Below are 12,039 nucleotides of genomic sequence, written 5' to 3' on the forward strand. Positions count from 1 at the left end.
ACTGCTTCATTGTTCTCGAAATATGCCGGGGTCCGGGGCAGCGCCCCGGTCTGCCCTCAGGACGCGCGGGCCATCCGCTTGCGCTCGTGCGGGTCCAGATAGCGCTTGCGCAACCGGATCGCATTGGGTGTGACTTCCACCAGCTCGTCGTCATCGATATAGGCAATCGCCTCTTCCAGCGACAGCGTGATGGGCGTGGTCAGGCGGACCGCTTCGTCGGTGCCGCTTGCGCGCACGTTGGTCAGCTTTTTGCCCTTCAGCGGGTTCACTTCCAGGTCATTCTCACGGCTGTGCTCGCCGATCACCATGCCCGTATAGACATCCGCCTGCGCACCAATGAACATGCGCCCACGCTCCTCGAGGTTCCACAGCGCAAAGGCCACCGACTGTCCGTTCTCCATCGAGATGAGAACACCTGCACGACGGCCCGGAATGGCCCCTTTGTGCGGCGCCCACTCGTGAAACACCCGGTTCAGCACGCCAGTGCCGCGCGTGTCGGTCAGGAACTCACCGTGATAGCCGATCAGCCCGCGCGACGGCACATGTGCCACGATGCGCGTCTTGCCCGCACCCGCCGGTTTCATCTCGACCAGGTTGCCCTTGCGTGCGCCGGTGATCTTTTCGATCACAGCGCCCGAGTATTCGTCGTCCACGTCAATCGTCGCCTCTTCGATGGGCTCGTGACGCACGCCGTCGATCTCTTGGAACAGCACTTGCGGACGCGAGATCGACAATTCGAACCCTTCGCGGCGCATGTTTTCGATCAAAACACCCATCTGCAATTCGCCGCGGCCCGCCACTTCAAAGGCGTCGCCGCCGGGGGTGTCGGTGATCTTGATCGCGACGTTTGATTCCGCCTCTTTCATCAACCGGTCACGGATGACGCGGGACTGCACCTTTTTGCCGTCACGGCCCGCCAGAGGCGAGTCGTTGATGCCAAATGTAACGGTGATGGTTGGCGGATCGATGGGCTGTGCGGGCAGAGCCTCGGACACCGATGGGGCGACGATGGAATCGGCCACGGTCGCTTTGGACATGCCCGCAAGCGTGACGATGTCGCCCGCCTCGGCCAGATCAATGGGCTGCTGACCCAGACCGCGGAACGCGAGGATCTTGGTGCAGCGGAAGTTTTCGATCAGGCTGCCGTCACGGCTCAGGGCCTTGACGGTTTCGCCTGCTTTCAACGTACCGCTTTCAACGCGGCCCGTCAGAATACGACCGATGAACGGGTCAGAGCCCAATGTGGTCGCCAGCATGCGGAACGGCTCGTCGCGTGCAGCCACCTGTGCAGGCGCAGGCACGTGATCCACGATCAGGTCGAACAGTGCGGTCAGGTCCTTGCGCGGCCCGTCCAGCTCCATATCGGCCCAGCCTGAGCGGCCAGAGGCATACATGGCCGGGAAATCCAGCTGATTGTCGTCTGCGCCAAGGTTGGCAAAGAGGTCAAAACACTCGTCCAGCGCCCGGTCAGGTTCCGCGTCGGGCTTGTCCACCTTGTTCAGCACCACAATCGGGCGCAGGCCCAGCGCCAGCGCCTTCGAGGTCACGAATTTGGTCTGCGGCATCGGCCCTTCGGCGGCATCCACCAGCAACACAACACCATCCACCATCGACAGGATGCGCTCGACCTCACCGCCGAAATCGGCGTGACCGGGCGTGTCCACAATGTTGATGCGCGTGTCTTTCCACTCCACCGACGTGGCCTTGGCCAGGATCGTGATGCCCCGCTCGCGTTCCAGGTCGTTGCTGTCCATGGCGCGCTCGGTGGTCGCCTGGTTTTCACGGTAGGTGCCCGACTGCTTCAGCAGCTCGTCCACCAGCGTGGTTTTGCCGTGGTCGACGTGGGCGATGATGGCGATGTTGCGCAGATCCATTGACGGGCCTCATGAGTTGTTGCCCGGCCCATATAGCGCCGCAATGCAGAATGGAAGGTCTAGTGTGTCGCAGAGTTCGAGAAGAGTTGGATCACGACAATCCCGCCGATGATCATTCCCAGCCCAAGCAGCGCGGCAAGGTCCAGCGTCTGGCCAAACACGGCAAAGCCGATCACCGCAATCAACACGATCCCCAATCCCGACCACAGCGCATAGGCGATGCCCACGGGGATGTATTTCAGCGCGACACCCAGAAAATAGAACGCCACGGCATAGGCAATCACCACCAAAACTGTCGGGCCCAGACGGGTGAACTGGTTGCTGGCCTGCAATGCTGTGGTGCCAATCGTTTCGGCGGCCACCGCGATGACAAGGTAAACATAGTGCAGAGGCATGGCGCGTCCTTTGTTACAGGGGCAGGGCGGTGCTGTCCTTGATCTCTTCCATCACGAAACTGGCAGAGACATCGGCAATCGGCACCTGGGCGATCAGTTGTTGATAAAGCGTGTCGTATCCGGCCATGTCCGCGACCCGCGCCCGGATCAGGTAATCCAGATCACCAGTCATGCGGTAGACACTCAGGATGCCGGGCAATGTGCGCGTCGCACGGTTAAAGCGGACCTGCCAGTCGGGATCATGGCTGTGCGCGCGGATCTGCATGAACACCATCAGGCCCAGACCCACCGCTGCCGGATCAATCAGAGCGACACGGCCCTTGATCACACCGGCGTCTTCCAGCGCCTTGACCCGGCGCCAGCAGGCATTGCGCGACAGGGCCACACGCTCTCCCAACCGGTCGAGGGACATGGACGCATCTTGTTGCAATTCGCGCAGTATCTTGGCGTCTATCGTGTCAAACGTCTCCATGTTGGTGGGATACGTGGGATTTCATCTTCTCACAAGCCGGTTGGGTCACTGAAACAAAGATATCTTCCCACGCCCGCACCCCTACATTGACCGCAGACCAAGAGGAGAAACACAATGCTGAGCCGCGTATTCCTGACCCACCCCCGCAGTGTCGACGAAAGCTATGTCGAACACGCCCTGTTTGCCGGTCGTTTCGCCCTGCGCCTGTTTGGTGCCGCCGGTGCCGCGACGGTCCACGCCGTGATCCCCGCCCTGTTTGAAAAGACCGCCGGGAACATGATCGCGGCGATGTACGACGACATCAAATCGCGGGGGCGCTGACCGATGTGCCGTTGGAGCGCTTATCTGGGGGACCCGATCTTTATGTCGGACGTCATCACCAGCCCGTGCCACTCGCTGATTGAACAGGCGAGTGCCGCGTCACAAAGCAAGACCTCGATCAACGCTGACGGCTTTGGCGTGGCCTGGTACGACCAACGGCCCGAGCCGGGGCTGTTTCGCGATGTGTTCCCGGCGTGGTCGGATGCCAATCTTGCGTCTCTCACCGATCAGGTGCGCGCGCCGCTTTTCATGGCGCATGTGCGCGCCTCGACCGAGACGGCAACCAGCCGCAACAACTGCCACCCCTTCGCCAGTGGCAACTGGAGCTTTATGCACAACGGCCAGATCAGCGACTTTGGCCAGTTCCGCAAATCCGCTGATATGTGCATCTCCGACGCGCTTTATCCCGACCGCAAAGGCGCCACCGACAGCGAGGCGCTGTTTCTCGTAGGCCTCAGCATGGGGCTGGCCGACGATCCGCTGCGCGGGCTGGAACGCGCCACCGCCGCGCTGACCGAGGCGGGGCAGGCGCATGGCTTTGACCCGCTTGTGCGCATGACCGTCGCCATGACCGATGGCAAACGGCTCTTTGCGGTGCGCTACGCGTCCGACAATCAGGCGCCGTCGCTCTACTACCGCTGGGACGACCGCACAAACGGCTGGTCGGTGGTCAGCGAACCCTACGATCAGGATGCCGAATGGCATGAGGTCCCCCAAGGCAGCTTTGTCACCTTCGAAGGGCGCACCCGCACCATTCTGCCATTTGCACCGCAGACGGCGGCGCTCGCCGCTTAACCGGCGAGGGCTTTGTTCAGGTTCTCGTCAATCTTTTCCAGGAACCCCATGGTGGTCAGCCACCCCTGATCGGGCCCAACCAGCAAGGCCAAATCTTTGGTCATGTGACCACTTTCGACGGTCTCCACGATCACCCGCTCCAGCGTCTCGGCAAAGGTGGTCAGCGCGTCATTGCCGTCCAGCTTGGCGCGGTGCTTCAGGCCCCCGGTCCAGGCATAGATCGACGCGATCGAGTTGGTCGAGGTCTGCTCGCCCGCCTGATGCTGGCGGTAGTGGCGCGTAACGGTGCCGTGGGCCGCTTCGGCCTCCACTATCTTGCCATCGGGCGTCATCAACTGGCTGGTCATCATGCCCAGTGACCCGAACCCCTGCGCCACAACATCCGACTGCACGTCGCCGTCATAGTTCTTGCAGGCCCAGACAAATCCACCGTTCCACTTGATCGCACAGGCGACCATATCGTCGATCAAACGGTGCTCGTACCAGATGCCCGCCGCCTCGAATTGCTCTTTGAATTCAGCGTCATAGACCTCCTGGAAAACCTCGAGGAACCGCCCGTCGTATTGCTTGAGGATGGTGTTCTTGGTCGACAGATAGACCGGCCAGCCGAGGCTCAGACCATAGTTGAACGACGCACGGGCAAAGTCATAGATCGACGGATCGATGTTATACATCGACATGAACACGCCCGCATCCTTGGCCTGATAAACCTCGTGCTCGATCTCGGTGCCGTCCTCGCCCACGAATTTCATCGTCAAGGTGCCTGCACCGGGGAACTTCATGTCCGTCGCCTTGTACTGGTCGCCAAAGGCATGACGCCCGACCACAATGGGCTTGGTCCAACCGGGCACAAGCCGTGGCACGTTCTTGCAGATGATCGGCTGGCGGAAAATCACACCGCCCAGGATGTTGCGGATGGTGCCGTTGGGGCTGCGCCACATCTTCTTGAGGCCAAATTCCTCGACCCGCGCCTCGTCCGGCGTGATGGTGGCACATTTGACGGCCACACCCACCTCTTTCGTCTTTTCGGCGGCATCAATGGTGATCTGGTCGTTGGTTTCGTCACGTGCCTCGATGCCCAGATCGTAATAGAGCAGGTCGATATCCAGATAGGGCTCGATCAGCTTTTTCTTGATGAAATCCCACATGATGCGGGTCATTTCGTCCCCGTCCATTTCGACGATGGGGTTTTCTACCTTGATCTTGGTCATGGACCTTGTCCTTTGCAGCACTGGTTTGCCTTCGCGCTTAGCGCGTTACGCCCCGTTTGGGAAGTCTGTATACAACGGTATACTATATTTTACGGATCAACCAGCAGACGCAAAGAACCCGGCGATGCGTTTGCGGGCATAGTCCCACAAACCGGGCGCACCGCGCGCGATCTTGGTGCCAACGCGGGCGGCGATCATCTCTTCGGTGACGTTGTAGTCGGTCCAGCTGCCGCCACCAGAGGCAAGGTTCAACATCGGCGGCTGGAACCGGTCCAATGCCTTGGCAAACTGCGCTGTGGGGGTTTCGGCGGCCTCGAACTCTTCCCAGATGGGGCGCAGCGACGTGGCAATGTCATCCGGCAACAGGCCAAAGATCCGGTCGGCGGCGGCCGCCTCTTGCGCGGCAACAGCGGCCGCATCCACATCGTCAAAGATCGGATTGTCGCCCGCGTCGATCTCGACCAGATCGTGCAGGATCAGCATCTTGATCACGCGGTTGATGTCCACGTCCGGCCCGGCCTGATCGGCCAGCACCAGCGCATAAAGAGTCAAATGCCACGAATGTTCCGCGCTGTTTTCCGCACGGCTGCCATCAGCGAGGGTGGTGGCGCGGGTGATCGACTTCAGCTTGTCCGCCTCGTTCAGAAAGGCGATCTGCTGGTCCAGACGCGTCACTCTTGGGCAGCGGCGGCGCGGTGCGCCTTGAGACGTTGCGCCAGAAACCGGCGGCCCGCGTCATTGGCCATCCGCGTGCGGATCGCGGTCAAAAACGCCTCTTCGAGGGTTTGGGACGATGCACCTAGCACATCGCCCACTTCCATGAACAACCGGTCATTGCCCAACTCGCCTTGCACGGCGAGACATTCCTCGGCCAGTTTGTTGGCCATCTCAATGACGACGGGGTCCGCCATCAGCGCGTCGTCTCGGTCAGGCGGCGTTTGACGTAATCGGTGGTGTGCCCGATCAACGTGTCCATATGCGGCTCTTCAAAGAAGTGGCCCGCACCCTCGATCTGCGTATGCGTGATCGTGATGCCCTTTTGCTCGTGCAGCTTGGACACCAACCCTTCGGTATCCGCAGGCGGTGCCACACGGTCGGCGGTGCCGTTGATGATCAGGCCGCTGGACGGGCAGGGGGCGAGGAACGAAAAGTCATACATGTTCGCCGGGGGCGACACGCTGATGAAACCGGTGATCTCGGGGCGGCGCATCAGCAACTGCATCCCGATCCACGCGCCAAAGCTGAAACCCGCGACCCAGCAGTGTTTCGAGTTGTTGTTCATCGACTGCAGGTAATCGAGCGCCGAGGCGGCATCCGACAACTCGCCAATGCCCTGATCGTATTCGCCCTGGCTGCGCCCCACACCACGGAAATTGAACCGCAGCACGGTGAACCCCATGTTGTAAAAGGCGTAGTGCAGCGCGTGCACAACCTTGTGGTTCATGGTGCCGCCAAATTGCGGGTGCGGATGCAACACGATGGCAATCGGTGCGTCCCGCTCTTTTTGGGGGTGATAGCGGCCTTCGAGGCGGCCTTCGGGTCCGGGAAAAATGACCTCGGGCATATGCGTGTCTGTCCTCGCGCGTCTTTTTTGAGGATCCGATTTCTTGACGAAATTGATCGGATACCTTAGAACCGTTCTAAACTTGTTGGCAGGATGTGCATCCTGCGGTGGCAAAGCATGTATGGCGTCTGGTCAAAGACGTCAATTGGGGGTGTGGGTCATGAAGCTATCGACAAAGGGGCGCTACGCGATGGTTGCGCTGGCGGACATCGCGTTACAGCCGGGCGACGATTTGGTCAGCCTGGGCGACATTTCCACCCGCCAGGACATTTCGCTGCCCTATCTCGAGCAGCTGTTCGTGAAACTGCGCCGCGCCGATCTGGTGGTATCGGTGCGCGGGCCGGGTGGCGGGTATCGCCTGGCGCGCTCTGCCTCGGACATTCGGGTCGCTGACATTCTCGAGGCCGTGGACGAGAAAGTGGACGCGATGCACAAGGGCGCCGGCGCGTCGGGTGCAGCCTCCGGGTCCAAGGCACAGTCGCTGACCAACCGCCTTTGGGAAGGGCTAAGCGCGCATGTCTACGTGTTTTTGCACCAGACGCGCCTGTCGGACGTGATTGGAAACGGGTTGGTGCCATGCCCCGCGGTGCCCAATCTGATGGCGGTGGTCGATGAGGCATAGTGCGGGATGGGGGCCAGCCCCCAAACCCCCGACATATTTTGTGAACAATGAAGGGCCAGTTCAGTGAGCCGCGTGTATCTGGATCACAATGCGACCACGCCTCTGCGTGCTGAGGCACGGGACGCGATGCTGGCCGCGATGGATGTGGTGGGCAATCCGTCCTCTGTGCATGCAGAGGGTCGTGCATCCAAGATGCTGGTAGAGCGCGCGCGGACACAGGTGGCGTCGCTGGTTGGGTGTTTGCCAACGCAGGTGGTGTTCACCGGGTCGGCGACTGAGGCGGCGGCCTTGGCGGTGGCGCAGAAAGATCGGCATGGGGGTGTTTTTGTTGCGTCGCCCACTGAGCATGACTGCTTTGGCGACTGGAGCGAGGGCACACAGGATGCCGTCACCGGCCCTGCGCTGGTGGCCTTGTCTGGTGCAAACAGTGAAACCGGGGTCATGCAGGCGGACGGTTTGGTGGTCTCTGGCCCTTCGGTGGTCTGCGATATCACGCAAATGGCGGGCAAGGTGCCCGTACAATACGGTGATGGAAAGCCCGCTTACATGATCCTGTCGGCGCACAAGCTGGGCGGTCCCAAGGGTGTGGGCGCGTTGATCAATTTCACCGCTGATGACCCGCAAGCGATCCTGCGGGGCGGGGGGCAAGAGATGGGCCGCCGCTCTGGCACCGAGAACGTCATCGGCATCGCCGGATTTGGTGCCGCTGCCGAGGCCGCACAGCGCGATGTGGAGGCTGGAAAATGGGACCGCATCGAGAAACTTAGAAATATTCTAGAAAGTGCTCTTGCTGCTGCGTCAAATACAACTATTTTTGTCGGGAAAGGCGCGTCACGTCTTCCCAACACCACGTGCTTCGCTACGCCCGGCTGGAAAGGCGAAACACAGGTGATGCAGATGGACCTGTCCGGCTTTGCCATCTCGGCGGGTTCGGCCTGTTCCAGCGGCAAGGTCAAGGCCAGCAAGGTGCTGACGGCTATGGGATTGGGCGATGTGGCGGCCCATGCGGTCCGGGTGTCCCTGGGCCTCGAGACAACGGAAGACGATGTTTTGCGCTTTGCCGCGGCTTGGGCGCAAAAGTTGAAAAAACACGAGGCGCGCGCGGCCTGAGCCGTGATGCAGCGAGAGGAATGTCTGAAATGGACAATGTTGTGCAAGAAGTTCAGGTCAAGGACGGCGTCGATCAAGACACCGTTGATGCGGTTCGCGAGGTTGGTGGCGCCTATAAATACGGCTGGGAAACCGACATCGAGATGGAATACGCGCCCAAGGGCCTGTCTCCTGACATCGTCAAGCTGATCTCGGAAAAGAATGAAGAACCTGAATGGATGCTCGAGTGGCGTTTGGCCGCCTATGAGCGTTGGCTGCAGAAAGAAGAGCCGACCTGGGCCATGGTCGACTATCCCGAGATCGATTTTCAGGATCAATACTATTATGCCCGCCCCAAAAGCATGGAGGTCAAGCCCAAGTCGCTGGACGAGGTCGACCCCAAGCTGCTCGCCACCTATGAAAAACTGGGCATTCCCCTCAAGGAACAAATGATCCTTGCAGGTGTCGAAGGGGCCGAGGATCTGACCGACGCGCCGCGCAAGGTCGCCGTGGATGCCGTGTTCGACAGTGTCAGCGTCGGCACCACCTTCCAGGCGGAGCTTGCCAAGGCGGGTGTCATATTCTGCTCGATCTCCGAGGCGATCAAGGAACACCCCGAGCTGGTCAAGAAATACCTGGGCTCCGTTGTGCCGGTGTCCGACAACTACTACGCGACGCTGAATTCCGCTGTGTTTTCAGACGGTTCCTTTGTCTACGTGCCGCCGGGCGTGCGCTGCCCGATGGAACTGTCCACCTATTTCCGCATAAACGCGGAAAACACCGGCCAGTTCGAGCGGACGCTGATCATCGCCGACAAAGGCTCCTACGTCTCTTATCTCGAAGGGTGCACAGCACCCCAGCGCGACGTGGCGCAGCTGCACGCCGCCGTGGTTGAGATCATCATCGAAGAAGACGCCGAAGTGAAATACTCCACAGTCCAGAACTGGTATCCGGGCGACGAGAACGGCAAGGGCGGCATTTATAACTTCGTGACCAAGCGTGCGGATTGCCGGGGTGACCGGGCCAAGGTGATGTGGACGCAAGTGGAGACCGGCTCTGCGGTGACGTGGAAATACCCGTCCTGCATCCTGCGCGGCAATGACAGCCAGGGCGAGTTCTATTCCATCGCCATCGCCAACAACATGCAGCAGGCCGACACCGGCACCAAGATGATCCATCTGGGCAAGAACACCAAGAGCCGGATCGTGTCCAAAGGCATCAGCGCGGGCAAGGCGCAAAACACCTATCGCGGCCTCGTGTCCATGCATCCCAAGGCCAAGGAATCGCGCAACTATACGCAGTGCGACAGTCTGCTCATTGGCGACAAATGCGGGGCGCACACGGTGCCGTATATCGAGGTCAAGAACAACTCATCCCGCGTCGAACACGAGGCCACGACTTCCAAGGTCGACGACGATCAACTGTTCTACTGCCGCTCCCGTGGCATGGACGAGGAAGAGGCCGTGGCATTGGTCGTCAACGGGTTCTGCAAGGACGTGCTCCAGGCGCTGCCGATGGAATTTGCCATGGAAGCACAACAGCTTGTGGCCATCTCGCTCGAAGGGTCGGTAGGCTGATCGATGGCGGGTCTTGAGGACAACAGCATGGTTGGCCGCACCTTTGAGCATCGCAAGGCTGATGCTGTGGCAACGCCTGCGCGCAGCGCCCGGCCCAGCGTGGCGGGCCGCATGTTTCTCGCCGTGATCTGTGGTGCGTTCTTTGGCGGCGTGCTCAGTGTAATTGTGGCACCCGGCCTTTTGGTGGCCTTTGTATTATGTGGTGCAATGACCTTTGGCGCTGGCGCGGTGGCGTTGTTCCTGATGATGTCGGACGACCCGGTCCCTCAAGGCAATGCCCGCACCGAAGAAGAGGTCCGACAGGCCTTGGCAGAGATCAAGGGACAGGACTGATGGACGAGGGCTCTTCGAACATCCGCTGGCACGCCAAGCTTGGATCGCGTGACGCCTGGGCCCAACAGTCGCACAACCCCATGGTTGCGGTGATCGCAGTCGGCGTTGTGGGGGCTGTGCTTGTGGGCGCGATCGCCAGCTTTGTGTGGCCGCCCGCTGTTGCAGCCGGTGGTTTGTTCGGGTTTGTGGGGGCCATTGTATTGCGCGGCATTTGGCTGTCCCGGCGGACGTCTGATGCGCAGGATGAATACGCCCATGGCAACGCCCGCACCGAAGAAAAGGTCCGCAAAGCCCTTGCCGAGATCAAGGGGCGCGAGAAATGAAACACGCGTTGCACAGCGACCCCGAGACCCGCAAACCGATCAAGCGTCACACGGTCTCTGATCTCGACGGCACCCAACAGGGTGGGCTGGCCTTTGTTATTGCCATGCTCGGGGGGATGATTGTCGCGGCGATGCTGGCACCCGGCGCGCTCACGTCGTTTTGGGTCTGGTGCGCGCTTTTGCTGGCTGCGGCGGCGATTGCGCGGGGCATCCAACAGGTGTTTGCGCGTGACATGCCAGAGGACGACACATGATCCTGACCACCACCTCAACCCTCGAAGGGTACACCATCACCGACTATCGCGGCATTGTCGTGGGCGAGGCGATCATGGGTGCCAATGTGGTGCGCGATTTCTTTGCCGGTATCACCGACATCATTGGCGGTCGGTCGGGTGCCTACGAATCCAAACTGCAAGATGCCCGCGACACCGCGATGGCCGAGTTGGAACAACGCGCCGCTGATATCGGGGCCAATGCCGTGATTGGTGTGGACATCGACTACGAAGTGGTCGGCGACAGCATGTTGATGGTCAGCGTTTCTGGCACTGCTGTGGTGCTGGGCTGAGGCGATGCGCGACGGGCTTCTCTCCAAACGGTTGACGGATCTGGCGGCGGCGCTTGCGCCTGCGCGGCCTCTGTCGATTGTGGATGTGGGGGCCAATCCGCTGCACGATCCGCCTTATGCGCCGCTGGCGGAGGCGGGTCTGGCCCATCTGGTTGGGTTTGAGCCGCAGGCCGAGGCCTATGCCGCCCTGACTGAGAACGCGCCAGAGCACGCCCAGTTTATCAACGCCGCTGTCGGCCCTGCGGGGACAGGCACGCTGCACGTCTATCCGCGCCAATCGGGCCTCGCGTCCCTGTTCCAACTGCGCCAACGCACGCTGCAATACCTGCGCCGGTTTCAGGCGCTGCCCGATCAGGCCACGCACCATCCCGTGACACTGGACAGCCTCGACGCGCTGAATGGCGTGTCGGCCATCGACCTGCTGAAGCTGGACGTGCAGGGGGCCGAACTGGACGTGATCCGCGGCGCCCGCGCCAAACTCGCACAGGCCACAGCGGTGATTGTCGAACTGCGTTACTTCCCGCTCTATGAAAACGAACCGACCTTTGCAGACGTGCACAGCGAACTGACCGACCAGGGCTTCTCGATGCACAAGATGCTGGATCACAACCGCTTTGCCGTGGGCTCGCGCCACATCGACGCCCTGAACCGCCGCCGCGTGCGGTCGCAACTGATCGACGGGGATGCCGTGTATGTCCGCAACCTCGACGGGATCGACGACGCCGAAACCGATGCGCTGATCACTCTCGCGCTGCTCAGTGCGGGCGCATGGACCAGCCACGACCTGACCTTGCGCTGCCTTGAAATTCTCGAAGACCGCGGCCGTGTTCCGGCACAGGCCGCCCAGACCTATATCGCTGACCTGCCGTCCGACCTGCGTCGGGCGGGGGCGGCATGA

At 61.0% G+C, this 12,039-nt stretch carries 17 protein-coding genes; 10 read left to right on the top strand and 7 right to left on the bottom strand.

What is annotated here, in order from left to right; genetic code table 11:
• Nucleotides 1-56 precede the first annotated feature (56 nt).
• From typA to Q0936_RS06590, 3 genes are read right to left on the bottom strand one after another with little or no spacing between them, the layout of a single operon-like run.
• Entirely contained in the window at nt 57-1,874 is a 1,818-nt protein-coding gene (typA, locus tag Q0936_RS06580) for a translational GTPase TypA (protein WP_299141081.1), read from the bottom strand.
• Nucleotides 1,875-1,933: 59 nt separating this feature from the next.
• Nucleotides 1,934-2,269: a multidrug efflux SMR transporter gene (locus Q0936_RS06585; protein WP_299141083.1), complete on the bottom strand. Its 336-nt coding sequence runs from the start codon at nt 2,267-2,269 to the stop codon at nt 1,934-1,936.
• 13 nt (nt 2,270-2,282) lie between these two features.
• Nucleotides 2,283-2,741, bottom strand: a complete 459-nt coding sequence (locus tag Q0936_RS06590) for an Lrp/AsnC family transcriptional regulator (protein ID WP_299141086.1) — start codon at nt 2,739-2,741, stop codon at nt 2,283-2,285.
• Between the two features lie 114 nt (nt 2,742-2,855).
• Here Q0936_RS06590 and Q0936_RS06595 point away from each other — a divergent pair, with 114 nt between their 5' ends.
• On the top strand, nt 2,856-3,062 hold the full coding sequence (locus Q0936_RS06595; RefSeq protein ID WP_299141089.1) for a DUF6356 family protein: 207 nt from the start codon (nt 2,856-2,858) through the stop codon (nt 3,060-3,062).
• Between the two features lie 3 nt (nt 3,063-3,065).
• A complete protein-coding gene (locus Q0936_RS06600) occupies nt 3,066-3,857 on the top strand; it encodes a class II glutamine amidotransferase (protein WP_299294866.1) in 792 nt (263 codons plus the stop codon).
• Here the strand turns inward: Q0936_RS06600 and Q0936_RS06605 are convergent.
• The 4 genes from Q0936_RS06605 to Q0936_RS06620 all read right to left on the bottom strand — a co-directional run bounded on the left by Q0936_RS06605 (nt 3,854) and on the right by Q0936_RS06620 (nt 6,632).
• The gene (locus tag Q0936_RS06605) at nt 3,854-5,068 is read right to left on the bottom strand and encodes an NADP-dependent isocitrate dehydrogenase (protein WP_299141091.1); all 1,215 of its coding nucleotides are present in this window, start codon (nt 5,066-5,068) and stop codon (nt 3,854-3,856) included. The genes Q0936_RS06600 and Q0936_RS06605 overlap by 4 nt on opposite strands.
• 96 nt (nt 5,069-5,164) lie before the next feature.
• Nucleotides 5,165-5,743 (bottom strand): HD family hydrolase, encoded by a 579-nt coding sequence (locus Q0936_RS06610; protein ID WP_299141092.1) that lies wholly within the window; start codon nt 5,741-5,743, stop codon nt 5,165-5,167.
• On the bottom strand, nt 5,740-5,979 hold the full coding sequence (locus Q0936_RS06615) for a hypothetical protein (RefSeq protein ID WP_299141093.1): 240 nt from the start codon (nt 5,977-5,979) through the stop codon (nt 5,740-5,742). The genes Q0936_RS06610 and Q0936_RS06615 overlap by 4 nt, the downstream gene beginning before the upstream one ends.
• Nucleotides 5,979-6,632, bottom strand: a complete 654-nt coding sequence (locus Q0936_RS06620) for an alpha/beta hydrolase (RefSeq protein WP_299141094.1) — start codon at nt 6,630-6,632, stop codon at nt 5,979-5,981. The genes Q0936_RS06615 and Q0936_RS06620 overlap by 1 nt, the downstream gene beginning before the upstream one ends.
• Before the next feature lie 160 nt (nt 6,633-6,792).
• Here Q0936_RS06620 and Q0936_RS06625 point away from each other — a divergent pair, with 160 nt between their 5' ends.
• The 8 genes from Q0936_RS06625 to Q0936_RS06660 all read left to right on the top strand — a co-directional run bounded on the left by Q0936_RS06625 (nt 6,793) and on the right by Q0936_RS06660 (nt 12,039).
• Nucleotides 6,793-7,254 (top strand): Rrf2 family transcriptional regulator, encoded by a 462-nt coding sequence (locus tag Q0936_RS06625; RefSeq protein WP_299294868.1) that lies wholly within the window; start codon nt 6,793-6,795, stop codon nt 7,252-7,254.
• A gap of 63 nt (nt 7,255-7,317) precedes the next feature.
• Entirely contained in the window at nt 7,318-8,364 is a 1,047-nt protein-coding gene (locus Q0936_RS06630; RefSeq protein ID WP_299294870.1) for an aminotransferase class V-fold PLP-dependent enzyme, read from the top strand.
• 20 nt (nt 8,365-8,384) lie between these two features.
• The gene (gene sufB, locus Q0936_RS06635) at nt 8,385-9,920 is read left to right on the top strand and encodes a Fe-S cluster assembly protein SufB (RefSeq protein WP_299141113.1); all 1,536 of its coding nucleotides are present in this window, start codon (nt 8,385-8,387) and stop codon (nt 9,918-9,920) included.
• Nucleotides 9,921-9,947: 27 nt separating this feature from the next.
• Complete coding sequence (locus Q0936_RS06640; RefSeq protein ID WP_299377963.1) at nt 9,948-10,253, top strand: hypothetical protein; 306 nt, start codon at nt 9,948-9,950, stop codon at nt 10,251-10,253.
• Nucleotides 10,253-10,576: a hypothetical protein gene (locus tag Q0936_RS06645; protein WP_299294874.1), complete on the top strand. Its 324-nt coding sequence runs from the start codon at nt 10,253-10,255 to the stop codon at nt 10,574-10,576. Before Q0936_RS06640 ends, Q0936_RS06645 begins: the two co-directional genes overlap by 1 nt.
• Nucleotides 10,573-10,830, top strand: coding sequence for a hypothetical protein (locus tag Q0936_RS06650; protein ID WP_299294875.1), 258 nt, complete (start codon nt 10,573-10,575; stop codon nt 10,828-10,830). Before Q0936_RS06645 ends, Q0936_RS06650 begins: the two co-directional genes overlap by 4 nt.
• Nucleotides 10,827-11,141, top strand: coding sequence for a heavy metal-binding domain-containing protein (locus Q0936_RS06655; protein WP_299141117.1), 315 nt, complete (start codon nt 10,827-10,829; stop codon nt 11,139-11,141). Before Q0936_RS06650 ends, Q0936_RS06655 begins: the two co-directional genes overlap by 4 nt.
• A gap of 4 nt (nt 11,142-11,145) precedes the next feature.
• The gene (locus Q0936_RS06660; RefSeq protein ID WP_299294877.1) at nt 11,146-12,039 is read left to right on the top strand and encodes an FkbM family methyltransferase; all 894 of its coding nucleotides are present in this window, start codon (nt 11,146-11,148) and stop codon (nt 12,037-12,039) included.

Source organism: uncultured Tateyamaria sp., from assembly GCF_947488715.1.
Taxonomy (GTDB): domain Bacteria; phylum Pseudomonadota; class Alphaproteobacteria; order Rhodobacterales; family Rhodobacteraceae; genus Tateyamaria.